Origin of the sequence: Xanthomonas sp. CFBP 8152, from assembly GCF_014199025.1 — a bacterium.
GTDB classification, from domain to species: Bacteria; Pseudomonadota; Gammaproteobacteria; order Xanthomonadales; family Xanthomonadaceae; genus Xanthomonas; species Xanthomonas arboricola_B.
Map to the genome: position 1 here is coordinate 118164 of NZ_JACHNO010000002.1, position 17844 is coordinate 136007.

The following is a 17844-nucleotide window of genomic DNA, read 5'->3' on the forward strand; positions in this document are numbered from 1 at the left end:
GGGAATCGGGAATCGGGAATCGGATTCAGGATTTCAGGCGTGTGGGGGGATTGCCATCTCTCGTTGCGGTTGCCATCGTCTGATCGCCTTCGTTGGATGAAGGCGACCGTGGCGGATCAAGCCAACCGCTGGCGCGTCCTCAGGAGCGTTGATCCAGCGGTACGAAGACCTGATCTTCCGGGCCGGTGTAATTGGCCGAGGGACGAATGATCTTGCCGTCCATGCGTTGCTCGATGATGTGTGCGCTCCACCCGGCAGTACGCGCCAGCACGAACAGCGGCGTAAACATCGCCGTCGGCACGCCCATCATGTGGTAGCTGACCGCACTGAACCAATCCAGGTTCGGGAACATCTTCTTGATGTCCCACATCACCGTCTCCAGACGCTCTGCGATGTCGTACATCTTGCGGCTGCCCTGCTCGTCGGAGAGTTCGCGCGCCACCTCCTTGATCACATTGTTGCGCGGATCGGACACGGTATAGACCGGATGCCCGAAGCCGATCACCACTTCCTTGCGTTCCACACGCGCCTTGATGTCGGCCTCGGCCTCGTCCGGGGTGTCGTAGCGCTTCTGCACCTCGAAGGCCACTTCGTTGGCACCGCCGTGCTTGGGACCGCGCAACGCGCCGATGCCGCCGGCGATGGCGCTGTACATGTCGCTGCCGGTGCCGGCGATGACGCGGCTCGCAAACGTGGACGCGTTGAACTCGTGCTCGGCGTACAGGATCAGGCTGGTGTGCATCGCACGCACCCAGGACTCCTTCGGCGCGAATCCGTGCAGCAGATGCAGGAAGTGCCCACCGATCGAGTCGTCGTCGGTTTCCACCTCGATGCGCTTGCCGTTGTGGCTGTAGTGATACCAGTACAGCAGCATCGACCCCAGCGAGGCCATCAGCCTGTCGGCGATATCGCGCGCGCCAGGATGATTGTGGTCGTCCTTTTCCGGTTGCAGGCAACCCAGCACCGACACGCCGGTGCGCATCACATCCATCGGATGCGCCGACGGTGGCAGCTGCTCCAGTGCGGTCTTCACTGCCGCCGGCACGCCGCGCAGCGAACGCAGCTTGGCCTTGTAACCGCGCAGTTCGCCATTGTTGGGCAGTTTGCCGTGCACCAGCAGATAGGCAATTTCCTCGAACTCGCTGCTGGTGGCCAGATCCAGAATGTCGTAGCCGCGGTAATGCAGGTCGTTGCCGCTGCGACCCACCGTGCACAGCGCGGTGTTGCCCGCAGCAGTGCCGGACAGTGCGACGGATTTCTTCGGCTTGAAGCCGGGATTGACGGTGTCGTTCATGCGATGCGCTCCCAAACGGTGTCGTGTTGCGGTGTCACGGATGAAGTGGCCAAACCTGCACGCAGCAAGGCGCGATCATGCGCCTTTGCGTGCAAACAACGCGTCCAGGCGCTGCTCGTAGCCGTGGTAGCCGATGCGCTCGTACAGCTCTTCGCGCGTCTGCATGGTGTCCAGCACGGCCTGCTGATGACCATCGCGCCGAATCGCGGTGTACACCGCCTCGGCCGCCTTGTTGGCCGCGCGAAACGCCGACAGCGGAAACAGCTGGATCGCCACGCCGGCCTGCCCAAGCTGGTCGCGCGTAAACAGCGGCGTCTTGCCGAATTCGGTGATGTTGGCCAGCACCGGCACGCGCACTGCATCGACAAACCGCTTGTAGGTATCCAGGTCGTATGCGGCTTCGGCAAAGATGCCGTCGGCACCGGCTTCCACGCAGGCGATCGCGCGTTCGATCGCCGCATCCACGCCTTCCATCTGGATCGCATCGGTGCGCGCAATCAGGAAGAACGCCGCGTCGGTCTTGGCATCGGCCGCCGCCTTGACCCGATCCACCATTTCGGCCTGGCTGACGATCTCCTTGCCCGGCCGATGCCCGCACCGCTTGGCGCCGACCTGGTCTTCGATATGGCAGCCGGCCGCGCCGGCCTTGATCAACGACTTGATGGTGCGCTCGATATTGAATGCGCTCGGCCCGAAGCCGGTGTCCACGTCCACCAGCAGCGGCAACTCGCAGACATCGGTGATGCGGCGCACGTCGATCAGCACGTCTTCCAGCGTATTGATGCCCAGGTCCGGCAACCCCAACGAACCGGCCGCCACACCGCCGCCAGACAGGTAGATGGCCTGATAGCCGGCGCGCTGCGCCAGCAGCGCATGGTTGGCATTGATCGCGCCGATCACCTGCAGCGGCGATTCGGCAGCCAGCGCAGCGCGGAAGCGCATGCCGGCGGAAGCGGTGGGTGAGGACGTCATGGCGATTCCTGGGTTGGGATGCGAGACAAGGCGCAAATGGCATGCCAACGCCAAGTCTTTGATTCAGCTAGGCGAGACCAACTCGAATGTTGCAAACATGTAACGCAACGAGCAGGATGCAACATCACTGCAACGCGGCACCACAGATGCGCAGCCCCAGGTATACCGAGCCGATGGAGACCGCTCCACCCGTCATCTGGACCGTCAGCGTCTCTCGCCTGACCGGCCTGCTGGCCGATGTCATCCCCGAGTTCGACCAGCGCGCGCGCATCGAGCAGGTCAACCTCGGCTTTGCCGAGGCGGTGGAGGTCATCGGCCAGCGCCTGCGCCGCGAGCGTTGCGACGTACTGGTCGCCGGCGGCTCCAATGCCGCCTACCTGCGCAGCCGGCTCGCACTGCCGTTGGCGCCGATCCAGGCCACCGGGTTCGACCTGATGGAGGCGCTGGCACGCGCACGCCGCATCGCACCGCGCATCGGCGTGGTCACCCATGCCACGGATGTGCCCTCGTTCCGCGCGTTTCAGGACAGCTTCGATCTCGCCATCGAGCACCGCCGCTTCGTCACCGCCGAAGACGCGCGCGACTGCATTGCCGACCTGCGTGCCAGCGGCATCCAGGTCATCGTCGGCACCGGCATGGCGATCGATTTCGCCGAGCAGGCCGGCTTGCCCGGCGTGCTGCTGTATTCGGCAGATTCGGTACGCCTGGCGCTCGAACACGCCATCGCGCTGGGTACCGCACCCGGCAACGAGCGCGCCGCGAGTCGCACCACCACGCACCGGGTGCGGCGCACCGACGCATTGCTTGGCGAAGACGCCGCAATCGCGCACGTCCGCGATCTGGTGCAGCTGTACGCCCCACATCCGGGCACCGTGCTGATCAGCGGCGAGACCGGCACCGGCAAGGAGCTGGTCGCACGCCAGTTGCATGCCGGCAGCCGCCGTCGCGGCCGCTTCGTGGCCATCAACTGCGGCGCCATCAGCGAGTCGCTGCTGGAGGCGGAATTGTTCGGCTACAGCGACGGCGCCTTTACCGGCGCACGCCGCGGCGGCCATGTCGGCCTGATCGAGGCCGCGCAGGACGGCACGCTGTTTCTCGACGAAATCGGTGAACTGCCGATGCCACTGCAGACACGCCTGCTGCGCGTCCTGGAAGAGCGCGAAGTGCTGCGGGTCGGCGCCACCCTGCCGGTCGCCATCGACGTGCGCGTGGTCGCCGCCAGCCTGCAACCACTGCAGACATTGGTCGAGCAAGGGCGCTTCCGCCGCGACCTCTTCTATCGCCTGGCAGCGCTACGCATCGCCCTGCCGCCACTGCGCAACCGCCCCGACGAGATCGCCTCGTTGCTGGCGCATTACTTCCAGCAGCTCGGCAGCATGACTTCACCCCTGTCATCGACAGCGCTGCAGCGGCTGCAGCAGCACCCCTGGCCGGGCAACGTGCGCGAACTACGCAACCTGGTCGAACGCCTGTGCATCCACTGGAAGGCACAACCGCACCACAGCCTGGGGCTGGATCGATTGGAGAGCTGGGCGCCAGAGCTGTTCGACATGCACATCGCCGACAGCGTGGCGGCACCCGGACACACCGATCTTGCAACCTCGCGCATGCAACTCACCGAGACAGCAGTCCGCGTAGCGCTTGATCGCGCGAACGGCAATCGCGCCCTTGCCGCACAAGCACTCGGCGTCTCGCGTACGACGCTGTGGCGCTGGATGCAGACGCACGTATCGGCATCGCGCGCTTGAGATGCGGGTACGGCCTTGACCTTGCCCGCTCAGGTCGCAAGCCCAGACCTTGGTTGCGCGTCCTAGAACGCAAGACGCGCGGTCAGCGGCGACAGGTCATGCGATGCGTTCCACACGACGCGGCCGCTGCTGCGCTGCTGGTGTAATGCCGCCGCACCCGCAGCGCCGCTACCCAGCACTCGCCCGCCGCGCGAACGCGCAGCGATCACTTGACCCGCGTGTATTCGGTATCGCCCGTGCTCAAGTGCCCGCTCGCCCGGTCGATCGCGTAATTGACCGTGCCATCGGTGCTGGACACCTGCAGCACGCCCTTGTTCAAGATCGCCGGATGATTCCTCGTCTTGACGCCACCGCCGAGCAGCTCCGGCGCGGTATCGCGAATGATGAAGCTCTCGCCGTTGTGCTCGATGATGAGCACGTTCTTTTCCGATTTCATATTGACCCACCTGCCGACGTACTGCTCGCCGACATCGCGGGCACAACCAGTCAGCAACACCATCGCAACCAGAGCACTTCCAAGCAGCGCCTTCATCGCCACTCCTTCTTCAACGCGGGGGGACTGCAGGATGGCGATTCGTTCCCCAGCCTGCAACAAGCAGACGCAAGCGGATGAACACGGCTGTCAGCGACTTGAACAATTCCTTGGGTCAACATTGCCTGCAGTTGGCTCGGTCGGATATGCGCCAGATGCCCAAGGCGTCGCTAGACCCTGCAGGACAACAAAAAAGCCGGCGCATGGCCGGCTCTTCTTCTCGCGCTGAAACCTTTGCTGTTGCTGGGTCTCGATGGTGGGCGGTACAAGGTTCGAACTTGTGACCCTTGCCGTGTGAAGGCGTTGGAGGGGGTTGGAAACAGTGGGCATTGACCCGTAAGTGATTGATTGATTGTTCTATTGTGTTTCATGTTGTTCCACAACACACTGCGTTTTGCAGGACCGTTGCAGGACAGCCCGATAATGCCCCGAATTTCCCGCGAGTCGCTGACTCGAAAAACGGTCGATGCGGCCAAGCCCACTGGACGCCTTTACCGGCTCCGCGATGCCACTGTGCCCGGCCTGGTGCTGCGCGTGATGCCCACCGGTGCAAAGTCGTGGGCGATCCTCTGGGGCCGCGGTCAGGAACGGATCATCGCCGACTACCCCGTCACCACGCTGGAGGGCGCACGCGACGCTGCACGCCGGCTGCTGGCCGAGGTTGCCGACCACGGCGCGCCGCTGGCGGTGATCGAGTCCAGGCGTCCGGCCAGCGCCCGACCGGCGACGCTGCGCGAGTTCGTAGACGGTGCTTACCGACAATGGGTCAGGCATGAGCTCAAGCGCGGCGACGAAGCGGCCGACCGAATCCTGACGGTGTTCGCAGGCATCGCCGACACACCGCTGCTGGAGATCGATCGCAAGGCGGTCGAGGTGGTGATCACGGAGCGCCGGCGCGCCACCGTGCGCAAGACCACCGGCGCCAGCGCGGCAACCACCAATAGGGATCTGGCGGCGATCAAGGCTGCACTGACAAAGGCCGTTGAATGGGGCGCGCTGCCGGCGCATCCGCTCGATCGCCTGCGCGCTTCGAAGGTGACCAGCGGCGGCGTGGTGCGGTACCTCACGAGCGATGAGCGCTGCCGGCTCCGCCAGGCGCTGCAGGCGCGCGAGGAGGCCCGCCGAGCAGAGAGGGCTTCTGGTAACGCATGGCTGTCCAGCAGAGGCCGGGGGACGCGCGTTGTGTGGCCAACTGACGGCTACACCGATCACCTGATGCCGATGGTGCTGGTGGCGATGAACACCGGCCTGCGCCGCGGCGAGCTGTTCGGTCTGACCTGGCATGACGTCAACCTGGCGGCCCAGCGGCTCACGGTGACGGCCAAGAGCGCCAAATCGGGCAAGGTGCGGCACATCCCCCTCAACCACGAGGCGCACGCCGTGCTCGCGCGCTGGCAGGCCCAGGGCGCTGCATCCGGGCTGGTCTTCCCCAACTCCGCCGGCGGGCGATTCGACAACATCCAGACCAGCTGGGAGCGGCTGACCGAGGCCGCGAAGCTGGAGGCGTTTCGCTTCCACGACCTGCGGCACGACTTTGCATCGCAACTGGTGATGGCCGGCGTCGACCTCAACACCGTGCGCGAGCTGCTGGGCCACGCCGACATCAAGATGACCTTGCGCTATGCCCACCTGGCGCCGGACAAGCTGGCCGAGGCCGTGTCCAGGCTCTGACCGCATCCAACCGCCGGCGGCGGACGGACCGATACCGGGATTCCGGTATCGGGAAACCGGGAATCCCCGGTTTCCTCAGATTGAGGATTCCGGAGAGCATCAATGGATTGCGCCTAATTACGGAATATCCCGCAATTACCTGCGCCGCAGGTAAAGCCCTACGCAGGGAATCTCCACCACCGGTGGAATTTCCGCCGCTGGCGGGAATCTCCTCAATGTGAGGACATTCGGCGTGCAGGGCTTTTCCTCAACGTGAGGAAAAGGGTTCGTCCGCCATGGGCGGGTGGACGACCATCTGCCAACAGCGGTCCACCCTCAGATTGAGGACGAGCCTTACAGCCACTCAACTGCCGGAATTCCGGCAGTTCCTGCTTTGCCACCACCGGTGGAGAAGTCCGCTCAGGGTTCGAATCCGTGCATATCCGACGCACCCGCCAATGGCAGAGAAGACGGGATTACTCTCCAGCTGTTGACCGAGTTGCAGCAGCTTTCTGATAAGCAGCCAGCAGAGGCCCTTTGCTGGCAACGCCAAGGATGTCGCGAATAGGGGCCTGCGCCGGTTTTCCGCCTTTCGAAGTCACCGCAATCACCTGCTCCCGAATCTGATCCCAGTGTGCAAACACCGGTTTCCAGTAGAGGTTATCGAGCGCCTCGTGTGCGGCGTCATGCGCCATCGTGCGACCCAGCTCATCCTCAAGCGCACCCGCGTCTCGATAGTGGAAAACCGCCTCGCACGTCATTGCGTCCTCGAAACTGAGGAGCGTTGGCGCGCTCATGAACACACGAAAAAGATTCTGCGGCTCCGTCGGCTCACCCTCTACGCCGGCAAGGATGTCGCTGATCGTTGTGCCCTCGTTGTCCACACTGAAAGAACTAAGGCCGACCTGTAGAGCCCATTCCATGGCTTGGCTCAGCGAGCGGTGCTGTGCCTTGGCCAACAGTTCCAAGCCGTAAAGCAGTGAGGGGCGGAGCGTCAGGTTCACACGCTTCAGCTTTTCACCCTCAACACGAGGAGGACGCCCCCCTTTCGACTTCGCCACAACTTGCGATTTTTCGCTTGACATATCTGTACCCGGCTAGTTCAATGTGTTTCATGGGTTTGATACACACAAACCTACACAACATGAAACAGGAAGGAACTATGTCACAGCAGACCCCAGCAGTGAAGCTCAGCTACACCGTCGAACAGGCAATGGCCGTGACCGGAATGACGCGCTCTGCGTTTTACAAGGCAGTCAATAAAGCGGGGCTTGTGACATTCAAGCTCGGCAGCCGCCGGATGGTTTCAGCCCGCGCGCTGCAGCAATTCATCGAAGCGCAGGAAGCAGAGGCCACCCGTCGGAGCGTGGCATGAGCGGCCTGGCGCACACCTACCCGACCAGCGGCGAAGTGCAGGCGATCGGCGAGGCCCAGCAGGACGTGCAGCGACTGGAAACGCGCGCTGCGGAGTACGCAGAGGAGCCGGACACGCTGGTCGGCATCAACGAGGAGCTGAGCCGTGCACGCGCACGCCTTGCCCGTCTTCTGGCGCCCTGGAGGCACCCATGACCCCGCAAATAGAAACGGCCCGAGCGCGCCAACGCCAGAGCCGTAGAAGCAATGCCCGAACCCTAACGAGGAACGACCAAGCCATGGCCACAACTGTACATCATCCACGCGCTGCTGCAAGCGGCAGTCACCCCGCCCTGCTGTCAGGGAATACCTACGCGACCAGGCCGACGTGGCGCGACCCGATCGCCTGCGACTGCTGCAACCGCTCGATCGGCTATTTCGAGAGCAGCAAGTCAACGCGGCGGTTCGCGTTCGGCGAGCTGTGCTGGATCCTGTGCAAAGAGTGCGACCGCACCAGTGCCGAGGCCCATCCGGAGGGCGAGCCGCGCGAGTTGATCCTGGGCTGGATCCTGACGCGCGCTGGTCGGTTTGGGCAGCAGTTCCGCGAGGCCGTGCAGGCGCAGCTGGGGTGGCAGGCATGAGCACCCAAAAGCAGCGGTCCTACCGCGCAGCCCCCGGTATGCAATCGAACCTCGAATTCGCCCTGCGCTTCGCCCAGTGGATGCAGGCCCGTCGGCGGCAGGCGGCGATCAGCGACATGATGGAACGGTGGGGGATGAGCCGCGCCACGGCCTACCGCTACAAGGCCATCTATGACTCGGTGAACGGCGGTGATGCATGAGCGCCATCCTCATCGCGTTCCCGCCGGCGCGCATCGTCCGGCAGCACCCCTCCCCCGCCCCCAGCCGTGTGGACGCCATCGTGGCAGCGCTGGAGCGGCTAGCAAGCAATCCAAGTACCCGAATCGCCGGCCTGCTCGCGCAGCGCCTCTGACTGGCCCGGCCAGCACAAAGGACATCGACCAATGAGAACCGACAACGACACCTGCGTGCACCTCTCCGCGTGGGAGCTGAGCTCTCCCGCACATCGCGCGCTGGATCCTGTGGCCCGTGCACTGCTGGTGGAGCTGCGCGCGCTGAACAGGCCCGGCCACGCAAGCGAAGTGTTTCTGAGTGTGCGGCAGGCTCGGCAACGGCTTTGCGGCATCGGCCAGGCCAAGGTCCAAGCCGCGTTCAAAGCGCTGCGGGAGAACCGCTGGATTGAGTACGCAGATGCGGCCGGGCCGGGCACCGTCGGGCTACCCCGCAAGATTTGGCTGAGGAGCTTGCTGCCTGATGGATCTACAGAGCCCTACGCGGATCACGTCCCGGCGGGTATGTGATGGGAAGGCGGCGCAAGGAGAACAGGTGGGACGACATCAACGGGGGCTCCGCCTTCGTTATTCCCATGACGTTGCTGAGGCATCCGAACTACACGCGTCTGAGCCCATATGCGCACAAGTTGGTGCAGGACCTGGCGCGACAGTATTCCGGATTCAACAACGGATATCTGTGTGCGTCGTGGGCACTGATGCAGGACGCACATTGGAAATCCGAAAACACCGTGCGAAAGGCAGCGAAGGAACTGGAGCACTACCACATCATCGAACGTACCAAGCAAGGCGGTCGAAATCAGCCGAACCTATATGCATTCACGTGGCGTCGAATCGACTACAAGAAAGACAGGCCACTGGATCGATCCGCAACCGCGAAGCCTTCGGACAGCTGGAAAAACGAGCGGCCCGATTATGTGCGCAGCACGGGGAAACGGAAAACCGCGAAGGTCAAATCAGAAGAATTAGTACAGCGCCCCGTGCTGTTACGTGACGCAAAAGAAGCTGCTTGAAAAGTAAAAACAGTACAGCGCCCCGTGCTGAACGCTGCAGCGCCCCGTGCTGTAGTCAGGAATATGTGGCAGCGCCCCATGCGGTACGAATCAACGACTACAGCGCCCCGTGCTGCAGTCAGCTCACTTTTCGAGCCATTTAAACAGCGCCCCGTGCTGACCTTAAAAGTATTACCAAGCCGGTAGGCGGAATTTCGCGTCAGCGAGATGGTTTTGATTCACCGCTTTGCTTCGCTTTTCGGCGTAGCGGCGGCACCTGATCTAGGAGATTTCCATGAGTACTGAGGCACTGGCCTGGGCATTCGGCCAACTCACACCCAGCCCTGAATCCAAGCTGCTGCTGGTGCTGCTGGCAGACAGCGCAGACCCCGAAGGCCTGGTTCATTCGCCAGACCAGGATCGGCTGGCCACGTACTGCTGCACCGATGCGCTCGGCGTGCAATGCGCACTGGCAGAGCTTTACTCAACCGGCCTGGCAAGCAAGCGATGGAACGGCATTTGCCTGCCTGTGCCGCCGATGGACTACGGACGTAAGGCATTGCGGAGGCGAGCATGAGCACCAGCACACACACACCAGCTGACAGGGCCGCATGGTTGGACACAGCGACGCGCGCTGCACTGACGGCGCACCTGCAACGCACCGGCGCCAGCAGCGAGGCACGCGAGGAAGTTGCATCGCTGCCGATCGCCACGGTGCTGCTGAGGCTCCCGCGCGCTGCACGCTCGATCCTGGCCGCTGCCAGCCTGCTGCAGTACGGCGAACTCGCGCATCCCGGCCTCGCTGAGCCGCAGCCGATCCACTGGCGAGCACCGCGCCGCACCTCTAGCACCACCCAGCGCCACGCCGGCAAGGTCGCCGCGTGCGGGCCTGACAAATGACACGACACGAGGCTGAAGAGGCGCCGGCATGGAGCCGGCGCCACGGTCAACGGCTAGCGACACTCCGGAAGCGAAAGCAAATTGTCGGGCGTGTCGCGATCTGCGGTTGTGCGCAGGTATTTCCTGCCCGACGCAGCCTTTGCAACAACCACGTCAACCTCATGATTCCCAACCTTCGTGTAGAAATTCCATTTGCCCCCTTCAATTCCCGCGATTGCTTCATCGAGAGTGAGCGACCAGGGCCGACCGTCTGGGTTTGCGCCGCCGATGCTCGAAATCCGCTCATACGGGCTCTGCCGGTCGCTCTTGCGGATGCAGCTGATCTGAACTCGGTTTGCCATCTACCTACTCCTTGGTGCGCCGCAGACCCGATGTCCACGGTCACGAAAAATGTAGGCGTAGTGCGATCTGCGCGCTATCTCAATCAATTGTGCAGCGCACCGAGCAAGCAACAGAAGGCCTTCCATGACTGCTAGCAAACGGACACAAGCGCTACCGGTTTCACTGGATGCGCTGAGACGAACCCTTGAGGGCAGCGGCTGCTATGTCACCGTCGATGGGCGGGTGAACGAGGACACCGCGGCCCAGCTGATCCCGTGCAGCACGTCCTGCCTGCGCCGCTGGCGGGCTGAGGGCAAGGGGCCGCGGTGCTACCGGCCTGCGAAGACGCCGTGGTACTACCTGGCCGATGTGCTGGCCTGGATCGAATCGGGCGACCCGCTGCTGTGATTTGACCAAATCGTCAAATCGCTGGATCGGGGCGTCTGCTCGGCGCGGAGGGAACATGCGGGAAAACCCCGGATGTAGGCAAAGCCTTAGGGGAGCCTAATGCAACCCGCGCAGGCCAAATGCTATGCGCACCAGTGGTTTCGCGGTTCCACACGTCTGAATCCGCGCGGCTTGCCGCAGGCAGTTAGGCAGACCCTTAAGAGCGCCTAACGCGAATTGGCACACGCCAAGTGCGCATACCTGCTCACTCCTGCTCGGCGTCTGGCCGGCGGCGATGGTCGAATGACAGGCATCGGCAACAGCCGCCATCGGACCACCGCCATGCGCACCTACCGGATTGACCTGCCCAGCCTCGCTGCTGATGCACTGGAAGATGCTGCGCGCCTGGCCGGCGTCGGCCCCGATGAGGTGATCGTCGATGCGCTGCGCACGCTGCCGCTGTTTCAGCGTGCCCTGCAGGAGCGCCCGGAATCGACCCTGGGCGCCCTGATCCTCACCGGAAGCCATTCCCATGTCTGACCCGACCCCCACCCAGCCCACGGCCGTGCCAGAGGCACTGGTGAAGCTGGAACGGCTGCGCATCCGCAGCATCGCCCACTACGCGACGGCTCGCGCGCTGCGCGAACGTAGCAACGACTTGCGGCAGTCACGGCGCGACATCGACGCGCGACTGCTCGAACTCGGCGAGTCCTACCACGCCACCGACATGCGCGTCATGCAAGGCAGTGGTCGATTCACCGAAAGCGGCCCGGCTCGCGTGCAGCACATTGCCAGGGAGCGAGCAAAGCTCGAGCGCCAGCGCGACGGCATTGATGCCATTGCCAGGGTGATCGATGAGGCCATCGAGCAGAACAAGCAGGAGAGCGGCGACGCCGCAGCATTCCATGCAGCCGCCGACCACCTGAAACAGACGCTGGCCGATTGGGGCCTGTCGCCTAACTCCTGACCGGACCCACACCATGACGACCGATTACCGCGCCGACATCGCCCGCTTGCGGGAAACCATCGGCCAGCTCAAGGAACAGATCGAAAGCCTCGCTGACGGACTGTTGCCCAAGGAGCGCGCACTTGCCCGCATGGAGAGCTCGATCGAGACCGCCGCCGCGAAGGTCAGGACCAATGTTTATCCCTTCACCCGGCCCGATGACCGTGATCGCGTTGATCCCATCCCGCATGGGGCGGACGGTGTATTCGCTTACCTGTGCAGGATCGTGCCCGACGCGGTGCGCGCACACCTCACCGAGGAGCTGGAAGCTGTCTACGCCAAGGCACCGGTGCAGGCCGACGACAAGAAGCGGGCCAAGCTGGAGCGCGAGCTGCTCAAGGCAGAGCAGGATGAAGAGCGGCTGATCAGCGCCGCTGCTGAGCAAGGCGTGCGGATCAGCCGACGTGCGGACGTCAACCCAGCCGTGCTGCTGGGGCTGTGATGCACAGGGACCAGCGGGCGGTGTCCCCAACAACACCCGCAGCCCGGGCCAGCAACGCGCACGATCCATCGCACCTCGCGCTGGTGACCGGGCAATCATTCGGCGATGCCCGCCCTGACCGCTGGGCACGCACGCAACCTGAACGAGGCGGGGCAAACCTGAACGGATCTAGCGTACCTGAACGAGGCTCATCTCATTCAGCTTCAGCCGGGGTCCCTGGCGCATTGGCGGTCCCACCGGGGGGAATTCGGACCCCGGTGCGCGACAGTATTTCGGCCCCCAGGGATGCTCCACCACAGGTAGGCCGATTTGGCCTTTTCTCCCGGGGAAAAGTGGCATTTCGGCGCTGTACGCGCTGTACATCGAAGCCCGCGCAAGCCCGGTCGGCATGTACAGCGACGCAGCCTGTGACCGACACCGCGCAGAGCCACGCTCTGGCGGGAGAAACCTCGCCATGAAGACCACGCACTCTCCGTGCGCTACTGCCGAGCTGGCGGCCATCGTGGCCTGCGAGTTGAAGCCAGACCTGCAGATGGCATTGATCCGGCGCGGCCCGGTCAACGGCCAGACACCTGAGCAAGCGATTGGATACGCGACAAGCGTGCGCGATCTCTGCGCCTCCGCCGTGCCGGGGGATGACGCCTTGGCAGCCACCTACGTCGCGGCGAATACCTCGCTAGCCGAGGTCGAACGGCAACTGCAGAGCGTCAGCGTGCTGTCGATGGCTTTCGGGCTGGCGCGCGACTACGACCAACAAATAACCGTGCAGGAGGGCGAGCTCGTGAACGCCTGTCCCCTCGCCTATCGAGACCCATCCCACCGATGAAGGAGTTCTGATGGAGCTTTCAACCACACCAGGCCAGCTTGTAGTGACGCCGCACCCGGTGACGCTGGATGGTCAGCGGCACATCCCGATGGACCTCTGCCCTGGCGAACACCTGTGTGACTTTCTGAGCCGTCACGTGTCCGACTTGGACGAGGGCAAGTGGCTTGTCTCGATCGGCGGTCGCGAAGTGCCGCGTCACCTGTGGCCGCATGTCTTCCCGAAGGATGGCCAGGTCATCGAAGTGCGAGGGGATGTTGGCCAGAACGCGCTCTACATCATCGCGCAGGCGGCGCTGTTGTACTTCACGTTCGGATTTGGGACGGCGACAGCGGGCATGTGGGGCGCTGGGGCTATAGCAGGTGCGGCCGGCGGCGTTGCTGCAGCAGCGGCGTATGTAGCTGGCTCAGCAATTGGCGGGCGGCAAATCCAATGAGCATTTGCAACGTGTACATCACTCAGTACCAGGCACTGCTTGGTGTGGACACCAAGGCATTGCTGATCTCGCCCTCTGGCCGCACCCGGGCGACGGAGAAACACAAGGCCTTTCAAGTCGGAAGGAATTGCGTTGTCGCAGCTAGGGGAAACTGCGGACTTCTGCCGTACCTGCGAGATTCCTTACCCGCTCCCACTACGGTGCGCGGGATAGACGCATTGTTGCCTCGCTTGGCAGAAACATGTCAGGCGGCATGGCGGTCGTTCGAGTCATTCCGCATGAGCACACTGGAAGGGGCGGAGGTGCCGGAGCTTGCAGCAGGATGCGAAGTGACAGTTGTCGGATGGTCTGATGCGTTTCAACGCATGATGGCTGCGGTCGCGACGCTCTCCTACGCGGACGGTGTCTTCCAAATCGATGCGATCCCTGCCTCCTGCGCAGCACCTGGCATTTGGGCCAGTACCGAAATACCCGACATTTCAACCCCCGAGCTGATGCTTACTGCAATGCACCAGCAGGTAGGCACCATTCGCAGCACCAATCCAGCCGCGCAGGACGTAATTGGCGGCCGTGCCCGGATCTACCAACTGTCTCCGACAACGACGTCAGTCGTTCTGGAAGAATCGCTGGAACAGACGTTGAGTGAGGAGAGCGAGCCGTACGTCAGGCACGCGCGCACCTGATTTGGTTATCTATAAGGGCCAATTTGAAGCACCCATTCCCGCGACGACTGAGGCCCAGGCTCTAGCCCTGTCGCCAGCAGCACATGCATGGCAAGACGCCAAGTTAGCAAGCAGCGGGGCCGTGGACTTGTGCAAGCAGACAAGCGCGCAGCTGTGCGTTCAACGGGCCGGTGAACATGCATGCGCAGGCTCCGGTGCCAGTGGCGTACGGCGACGCCCGGACTGGCTCGGCTGCCGAAAACCTCACTTCGAGACCGACAATGGCTGAGTTCGAGGGAAGCTACCGCGCAGGTGGAATGGGCAGGCGCTTGCGCCTCCTGCCGCCGGTGGTGCAGGGGCCGAATGCTGCCCTGGTCAACTTGCCTACGGTGCTGGCGCGCGCGCGGCACTTTGCACGCAATGACCCGTGGGCTGTCAGCGCGCTCAACAAGAGCGTGTCGAATGGCATTGCCACTGGCATCCAGGCGAAGCCCCTGTGGGGTACCAAGGCGTTCAAGGCTGCGACGTCCAAGCTGTGGAAGCGGTGGATCAAGTACAGCGATGCCGACGGCGTGCTGGACTTCTACGGACAGCAGGCACTGGCGTGGCGGGAGTGGAAGGAAGCCGGCGAGGTGTTCGCACGGATCCGCTTCCGTCGTCCGACAGATGGGCTGCCGGTGCCAGTGCAGGTGCAGCTGGTGGAATCCGAGCAGTGCCCGCGCGGGTACTACTCAGTGGCCAGCAACGCCAATGTGATCCGCGAAGGCATCGAGTTCGATGCGATCGGCCGCCGCGTGGCGTACTGGATGTATCGCGAGCACCCGGGCGACCAGACGATGGTGCCGAACGGCCACGAGCTTGTGCGTGTGCCGGCAGAGCAAGTGATCCACCTCTACCGTCCGAACCGGGCCGGCGCGCTGCGCGGCGTGTCCGCATCGGCGGCGGTGCTGCTGCGCATGTTCAATCTCGACCGGCTCGATGACGCTGTGCTTGAGCGTCAGGCCATCGCCAACTTGTTCGCAGGGTTCTACAAGGTTCCCGAGGCACAAGAGGGTGAGCCCGGCGGCGCCACGCCCATGACGGATGACATGCAGACGGGCATGGATGCCGATGGCACGCCGCTCGCTGGCCTGGAGCCGGCGACGATGCAGGAGCTGCCACCGGGCTACGAGGTCCAGTTCTCGACGCCTCCCGGCGCCGGCACCGACTACGCCGAGTTCCTGCGCGGGCACCTGATGGCGATCGCCGCCGGGCACGACATTCCTTACGAGGTGCTCACCGGTGATCTGCGGAACGTCTCCGACCGCGCGCTGAGGCTGATCCTCAACGAGTTCCGCAGGGTGATCGAGTCGGACCAATGGCTCTACATGATCCCGATGTTCTGCCAGCGCGTCCGTGACGCATGGTTTGACCAGGCCGTGCTGGCCGGCCTGCTTGCCGTGCCCGGCTACGCGGACCAGCGCGACGAGGTGACGGAAACGCTATGGGTGCCCGAGGGCTGGCCCTGGAGCCACCCGGTGCAGGATGTGGGCGCAGAAAAGGCGGCCGTGCGCGCTGGCTTCAAGTCGCGCGACAAGGTGATCTTGGGTGCAGGCGAGGATCCCGAGCAGGTGGATACCGAGATCAAGGCGAGCAACGACCGCGCCGACGCGCTCGGGCTGGTGCTCGATAGCGATCCACGCCGCACAAACACATCCGGCGCCGAGCAGTCTGTCGACAATTCTGAGGACGTTAATCCATGAGACCACTCACCCTTACCGGCAAGGAGCCGGCCATCACCAGCAGCGAGATTGCCGAGCTGGTCGAGAAGCGGCACGACAACGTCAAGCGGACCATCGAGACGCTGGTGCAGCAGGGCGTAATCGTCCGTCCTCAAATGGCGGAGAAGGCCGGTTTCGATTCAATGGGCCGGTCGCGACCGGTCCGCGTGTTTCACTTCGCCGGCGAGCAAGGCATTCGCGACAGTCTGGTGGTGGTGGCGCAGCTGTCACCGGAGTTCACCGGCCGCCTCGTTGACCGCTGGCAGGAGCTGGAGCGCCGCGTCGCCGTGCCGGCCGACCCGCTGGTGCTGCTGTCGGACCCGGCCGCGCTGCGCGGCTTGCTGGCGAGCTACACGGCGCGCAGCGAGGACAAAGCTAGCTTTGATTTGAGTTATTTGCGTTCGCACGACCCTCAATAACTCGGCGCGCATAGCCTCCAACAAGGCCAGAAAAAATTATAGTAGTGAGGATCGTTTGCACCGTGTCCAGCTGCTTTTCCGCAAGGAACCAGAGCTCCTCAGGCATCAATAGGTGCCAAGACCAAAAAAGAATTCCAACTGTCACGAGACACGCTGTCAGGATCAAGAACCACTTCGCAAGGTCGTTCACGACCGCGCGGAGCGACTCCATCCTGTGGTGATCATTCTTGCGCTCGACCTTTTCCAGGTCGTCTTCATCAGCTAGGGCATTACTTTCTTGGGTTGCGAGTTCATCGTCTAGCCCAAGAGCAAGCGCCTCTAATTCAGCAAAATAGTCAGGCCCACCAACCCGAAGCCCGCCAGTATTCGCTGACGAGCCAGGGCCCTGAGGATCAATGCTCGAGGGTGGCGGCATCCTTGCCTCTCGCTGCTTTTGCCTTGTAGAACGTCTCGATCAGATCGTTCGGGATTGCCGCGTTTTTACCGGCACGCTTCCAGGTAATTTCCCAGGGTGTGTCAGGGCGGTGAGTCATCGCTGACAGCTGGATCCCTGTGAATTTCCCGTAGATATCCACAACTTGGTCGAGGATGTTCTTTTCTTCTTGCGTGAAATCAACACGCGGCGCCTGAATCGAACGCACAGGAAGGCTGCGATAGTGCTTCACCTCATGGTAAAGCGAAGGAATCACCGGACCATATTGCCAAGCAGCAACCTGCTCGTCGATCAACGGTTTACCCGTCAGTCCCAGCATCCAAGCGTGAGCGACGTATGTGAGCTTGATAAGTTGCATAGGCGTGACTTCGCCATCGCCCTGCTGGGCGCACCTATCAAGGATGTATTTAGCAACCGCAGTTGCTGGAGCGGACATGGCAGACCTCCTGGTCTACATAACGGCATTTCTGACTGAAAACTGTTGGCCGCATTACAGCCACGCGAATATCGCATGGCTTGGTCTCACCGTTTGAGAGATCGCGACACAAGCTATGTAAGCGCCATTGGGCGCCCCCTCAAGGTCTGCCGCTCGTTTCTTGCCACAGCCGTTCATTTTGCAGGACGCTTGCAGGACAACAAAAAAGCCGGCCCATGGCCGGCTCTTCTTCTCGCGCTGAAACCCTTGCTGCTGTTGGGTTTCGATGGTGGGCGGTACAAGGTTCGAACTTGTGACCCTTGCCGTGTGAAGGCAATGCTCTACCGCTGAGCTAACCGCCCGGTGACGCGAGCCGCACATTATAGGGCAGCTGTGGCGATCGTCAACAGGTTCATCCGCGACGGCAT

26 protein-coding genes and 1 tRNA gene are annotated in these 17844 nt (G+C 63.1%); 20 read left to right on the forward strand and 7 right to left on the reverse strand.

Annotation, left to right across the window (positions count from 1 at the left end):
- Positions 1–139 precede the first annotated feature (139 nt).
- Complete coding sequence (gene prpC, locus FHT09_RS07980) at positions 140–1294, reverse strand: 2-methylcitrate synthase (RefSeq protein ID WP_104604462.1); 1155 nt, start codon at positions 1292–1294, stop codon at positions 140–142.
- 75 nt (positions 1295–1369) lie between these two features.
- Entirely contained in the window at positions 1370–2266 is an 897-nt protein-coding gene (gene prpB, locus FHT09_RS07985; RefSeq protein WP_104604460.1) for a methylisocitrate lyase, read from the reverse strand.
- 146 nt (positions 2267–2412) lie between these two features.
- Here prpB and prpR point away from each other — a divergent pair, with 146 nt between their 5' ends.
- Complete coding sequence (gene prpR, locus FHT09_RS07990) at positions 2413–4014, forward strand: propionate catabolism operon regulatory protein PrpR (protein ID WP_104604458.1); 1602 nt, start codon at positions 2413–2415, stop codon at positions 4012–4014.
- A 205-nt stretch (positions 4015–4219) separates the two neighbouring features.
- On the opposite strand, the gene FHT09_RS07995 is transcribed toward prpR, so the two are convergent.
- Complete coding sequence (locus tag FHT09_RS07995) at positions 4220–4546, reverse strand: hypothetical protein (protein WP_104604455.1); 327 nt, start codon at positions 4544–4546, stop codon at positions 4220–4222.
- Positions 4547–4969: 423 nt separating this feature from the next.
- Here FHT09_RS07995 and FHT09_RS08000 point away from each other — a divergent pair, with 423 nt between their 5' ends.
- Positions 4970–6217, forward strand: coding sequence for a site-specific integrase (locus FHT09_RS08000; RefSeq protein ID WP_181141197.1), 1248 nt, complete (start codon positions 4970–4972; stop codon positions 6215–6217).
- Positions 6218–6672: 455 nt separating this feature from the next.
- Here the strand turns inward: FHT09_RS08000 and FHT09_RS08005 are convergent, their stop codons facing one another.
- Complete coding sequence (locus FHT09_RS08005) at positions 6673–7281, reverse strand: hypothetical protein (protein WP_146096423.1); 609 nt, start codon at positions 7279–7281, stop codon at positions 6673–6675.
- A gap of 77 nt (positions 7282–7358) precedes the next feature.
- On the opposite strand from FHT09_RS08005, the gene FHT09_RS08010 reads away from it, so the two are divergent.
- The 9 genes from FHT09_RS08010 to FHT09_RS08050 all read left to right on the forward strand — a co-directional run bounded on the left by FHT09_RS08010 (position 7359) and on the right by FHT09_RS08050 (position 10312).
- Entirely contained in the window at positions 7359–7571 is a 213-nt protein-coding gene (locus tag FHT09_RS08010) for a helix-turn-helix domain-containing protein (protein WP_146096422.1), read from the forward strand.
- Positions 7568–7765 carry a hypothetical protein gene (locus FHT09_RS08015; RefSeq protein ID WP_104604447.1) on the forward strand — a complete coding sequence of 66 codons (198 nt, stop codon included), beginning with the start codon at positions 7568–7570 and terminating at the stop codon, positions 7763–7765. Before FHT09_RS08010 ends, FHT09_RS08015 begins: the two co-directional genes overlap by 4 nt.
- Before the next feature lie 83 nt (positions 7766–7848).
- Positions 7849–8190 carry a hypothetical protein gene (locus tag FHT09_RS08020; protein ID WP_104604445.1) on the forward strand — a complete coding sequence of 114 codons (342 nt, stop codon included), beginning with the start codon at positions 7849–7851 and terminating at the stop codon, positions 8188–8190.
- On the forward strand, positions 8187–8390 hold the full coding sequence (locus FHT09_RS08025) for a hypothetical protein (RefSeq protein WP_146096421.1): 204 nt from the start codon (positions 8187–8189) through the stop codon (positions 8388–8390). Before FHT09_RS08020 ends, FHT09_RS08025 begins: the two co-directional genes overlap by 4 nt.
- Complete coding sequence (locus FHT09_RS08030; protein ID WP_181141196.1) at positions 8387–8542, forward strand: hypothetical protein; 156 nt, start codon at positions 8387–8389, stop codon at positions 8540–8542. The genes FHT09_RS08025 and FHT09_RS08030 overlap by 4 nt, the downstream gene beginning before the upstream one ends.
- A gap of 31 nt (positions 8543–8573) precedes the next feature.
- A complete protein-coding gene (locus FHT09_RS08035) occupies positions 8574–8930 on the forward strand; it encodes a hypothetical protein (RefSeq protein WP_104604443.1) in 357 nt (118 codons plus the stop codon).
- Positions 8931–8995: 65 nt separating this feature from the next.
- A complete protein-coding gene (locus FHT09_RS08040; RefSeq protein WP_104604441.1) occupies positions 8996–9433 on the forward strand; it encodes a hypothetical protein in 438 nt (145 codons plus the stop codon).
- Positions 9434–9707: 274 nt separating this feature from the next.
- Entirely contained in the window at positions 9708–9989 is a 282-nt protein-coding gene (locus FHT09_RS08045; protein WP_104604439.1) for a hypothetical protein, read from the forward strand.
- Positions 9986–10312 (forward strand): hypothetical protein, encoded by a 327-nt coding sequence (locus tag FHT09_RS08050; RefSeq protein WP_146096420.1) that lies wholly within the window; start codon positions 9986–9988, stop codon positions 10310–10312. The genes FHT09_RS08045 and FHT09_RS08050 overlap by 4 nt, the downstream gene beginning before the upstream one ends.
- A gap of 53 nt (positions 10313–10365) precedes the next feature.
- Here FHT09_RS08050 and FHT09_RS08055 read toward each other — a convergent pair whose 3' ends face one another.
- Positions 10366–10653 (reverse strand): DUF3892 domain-containing protein, encoded by a 288-nt coding sequence (locus FHT09_RS08055; protein ID WP_104604435.1) that lies wholly within the window; start codon positions 10651–10653, stop codon positions 10366–10368.
- 124 nt (positions 10654–10777) lie between these two features.
- Here FHT09_RS08055 and FHT09_RS08060 point away from each other — a divergent pair, with 124 nt between their 5' ends.
- The 9 genes from FHT09_RS08060 to FHT09_RS08100 all read left to right on the forward strand — a co-directional run bounded on the left by FHT09_RS08060 (position 10778) and on the right by FHT09_RS08100 (position 16568).
- Positions 10778–11041, forward strand: a complete 264-nt coding sequence (locus FHT09_RS08060; RefSeq protein ID WP_184416907.1) for a hypothetical protein — start codon at positions 10778–10780, stop codon at positions 11039–11041.
- 282 nt (positions 11042–11323) lie between these two features.
- Positions 11324–11560, forward strand: a complete 237-nt coding sequence (locus FHT09_RS08065; protein WP_258077155.1) for a hypothetical protein — start codon at positions 11324–11326, stop codon at positions 11558–11560.
- Positions 11553–11987: a hypothetical protein gene (locus tag FHT09_RS08070; RefSeq protein ID WP_104604429.1), complete on the forward strand. Its 435-nt coding sequence runs from the start codon at positions 11553–11555 to the stop codon at positions 11985–11987. The genes FHT09_RS08065 and FHT09_RS08070 overlap by 8 nt, the downstream gene beginning before the upstream one ends.
- Positions 11988–12000: 13 nt before the next feature.
- Positions 12001–12468 (forward strand): hypothetical protein, encoded by a 468-nt coding sequence (locus FHT09_RS08075; protein ID WP_104604427.1) that lies wholly within the window; start codon positions 12001–12003, stop codon positions 12466–12468.
- 454 nt (positions 12469–12922) lie between these two features.
- Positions 12923–13294, forward strand: a complete 372-nt coding sequence (locus FHT09_RS08080) for a hypothetical protein (RefSeq protein WP_258077154.1) — start codon at positions 12923–12925, stop codon at positions 13292–13294.
- A 10-nt stretch (positions 13295–13304) separates the two neighbouring features.
- Positions 13305–13727 carry a hypothetical protein gene (locus FHT09_RS08085; RefSeq protein WP_258077153.1) on the forward strand — a complete coding sequence of 141 codons (423 nt, stop codon included), beginning with the start codon at positions 13305–13307 and terminating at the stop codon, positions 13725–13727.
- Between the two features lie 278 nt (positions 13728–14005).
- A complete protein-coding gene (locus tag FHT09_RS08090) occupies positions 14006–14410 on the forward strand; it encodes a hypothetical protein (RefSeq protein WP_146096419.1) in 405 nt (134 codons plus the stop codon).
- A gap of 260 nt (positions 14411–14670) precedes the next feature.
- Complete coding sequence (locus FHT09_RS08095; RefSeq protein ID WP_104604423.1) at positions 14671–16131, forward strand: phage portal protein; 1461 nt, start codon at positions 14671–14673, stop codon at positions 16129–16131.
- Complete coding sequence (locus tag FHT09_RS08100) at positions 16128–16568, forward strand: Rha family transcriptional regulator (RefSeq protein WP_104604421.1); 441 nt, start codon at positions 16128–16130, stop codon at positions 16566–16568. The genes FHT09_RS08095 and FHT09_RS08100 overlap by 4 nt, the downstream gene beginning before the upstream one ends.
- Before the next feature lie 392 nt (positions 16569–16960).
- Here FHT09_RS08100 and FHT09_RS08105 read toward each other — a convergent pair whose 3' ends face one another.
- Positions 16961–17437 (reverse strand): type II toxin-antitoxin system antitoxin SocA domain-containing protein, encoded by a 477-nt coding sequence (locus FHT09_RS08105; RefSeq protein ID WP_104604419.1) that lies wholly within the window; start codon positions 17435–17437, stop codon positions 16961–16963.
- A gap of 266 nt (positions 17438–17703) precedes the next feature.
- Positions 17704–17778 (reverse strand) — tRNA-Val (locus tag FHT09_RS08110).
- Positions 17779–17844: the final 66 nt, after the last annotated feature.

Bases quoted from the DNA above. Each gene is read 5' to 3' on its own strand.
- prpC (WP_104604462.1), bottom strand. From the start codon at position 1,294: ATGAACGACACCGTCAATCCCGGCTTCAAGCCGAAGAAATCCGTCGCA.
- prpB (WP_104604460.1), bottom strand. From the start codon at position 2,266: ATGACGTCCTCACCCACCGCTTCCGCCGGCATGCGCTTCCGCGCTGCG.
- prpR (WP_104604458.1), top strand. From the start codon at position 2,413: ATGCGCAGCCCCAGGTATACCGAGCCGATGGAGACCGCTCCACCCGTC.
- FHT09_RS07995 (WP_104604455.1), bottom strand. From the start codon at position 4,546: ATGAAGGCGCTGCTTGGAAGTGCTCTGGTTGCGATGGTGTTGCTGACT.
- FHT09_RS08000 (WP_181141197.1), top strand. From the start codon at position 4,970: ATGCCCCGAATTTCCCGCGAGTCGCTGACTCGAAAAACGGTCGATGCG.
- FHT09_RS08005 (WP_146096423.1), bottom strand. From the start codon at position 7,281: ATGTCAAGCGAAAAATCGCAAGTTGTGGCGAAGTCGAAAGGGGGGCGT.
- FHT09_RS08010 (WP_146096422.1), top strand. From the start codon at position 7,359: ATGTCACAGCAGACCCCAGCAGTGAAGCTCAGCTACACCGTCGAACAG.
- FHT09_RS08015 (WP_104604447.1), top strand. From the start codon at position 7,568: ATGAGCGGCCTGGCGCACACCTACCCGACCAGCGGCGAAGTGCAGGCG.
- FHT09_RS08020 (WP_104604445.1), top strand. From the start codon at position 7,849: ATGGCCACAACTGTACATCATCCACGCGCTGCTGCAAGCGGCAGTCAC.
- FHT09_RS08025 (WP_146096421.1), top strand. From the start codon at position 8,187: ATGAGCACCCAAAAGCAGCGGTCCTACCGCGCAGCCCCCGGTATGCAA.
- FHT09_RS08030 (WP_181141196.1), top strand. From the start codon at position 8,387: ATGAGCGCCATCCTCATCGCGTTCCCGCCGGCGCGCATCGTCCGGCAG.
- FHT09_RS08035 (WP_104604443.1), top strand. From the start codon at position 8,574: ATGAGAACCGACAACGACACCTGCGTGCACCTCTCCGCGTGGGAGCTG.
- FHT09_RS08040 (WP_104604441.1), top strand. From the start codon at position 8,996: ATGACGTTGCTGAGGCATCCGAACTACACGCGTCTGAGCCCATATGCG.
- FHT09_RS08045 (WP_104604439.1), top strand. From the start codon at position 9,708: ATGAGTACTGAGGCACTGGCCTGGGCATTCGGCCAACTCACACCCAGC.
- FHT09_RS08050 (WP_146096420.1), top strand. From the start codon at position 9,986: ATGAGCACCAGCACACACACACCAGCTGACAGGGCCGCATGGTTGGAC.
- FHT09_RS08055 (WP_104604435.1), bottom strand. From the start codon at position 10,653: ATGGCAAACCGAGTTCAGATCAGCTGCATCCGCAAGAGCGACCGGCAG.
- FHT09_RS08060 (WP_184416907.1), top strand. From the start codon at position 10,778: ATGACTGCTAGCAAACGGACACAAGCGCTACCGGTTTCACTGGATGCG.
- FHT09_RS08065 (WP_258077155.1), top strand. From the start codon at position 11,324: ATGACAGGCATCGGCAACAGCCGCCATCGGACCACCGCCATGCGCACC.
- FHT09_RS08070 (WP_104604429.1), top strand. From the start codon at position 11,553: ATGTCTGACCCGACCCCCACCCAGCCCACGGCCGTGCCAGAGGCACTG.
- FHT09_RS08075 (WP_104604427.1), top strand. From the start codon at position 12,001: ATGACGACCGATTACCGCGCCGACATCGCCCGCTTGCGGGAAACCATC.
- FHT09_RS08080 (WP_258077154.1), top strand. From the start codon at position 12,923: ATGAAGACCACGCACTCTCCGTGCGCTACTGCCGAGCTGGCGGCCATC.
- FHT09_RS08085 (WP_258077153.1), top strand. From the start codon at position 13,305: ATGGAGCTTTCAACCACACCAGGCCAGCTTGTAGTGACGCCGCACCCG.
- FHT09_RS08090 (WP_146096419.1), top strand. From the start codon at position 14,006: ATGAGCACACTGGAAGGGGCGGAGGTGCCGGAGCTTGCAGCAGGATGC.
- FHT09_RS08095 (WP_104604423.1), top strand. From the start codon at position 14,671: ATGGCTGAGTTCGAGGGAAGCTACCGCGCAGGTGGAATGGGCAGGCGC.
- FHT09_RS08100 (WP_104604421.1), top strand. From the start codon at position 16,128: ATGAGACCACTCACCCTTACCGGCAAGGAGCCGGCCATCACCAGCAGC.
- FHT09_RS08105 (WP_104604419.1), bottom strand. From the start codon at position 17,437: ATGTCCGCTCCAGCAACTGCGGTTGCTAAATACATCCTTGATAGGTGC.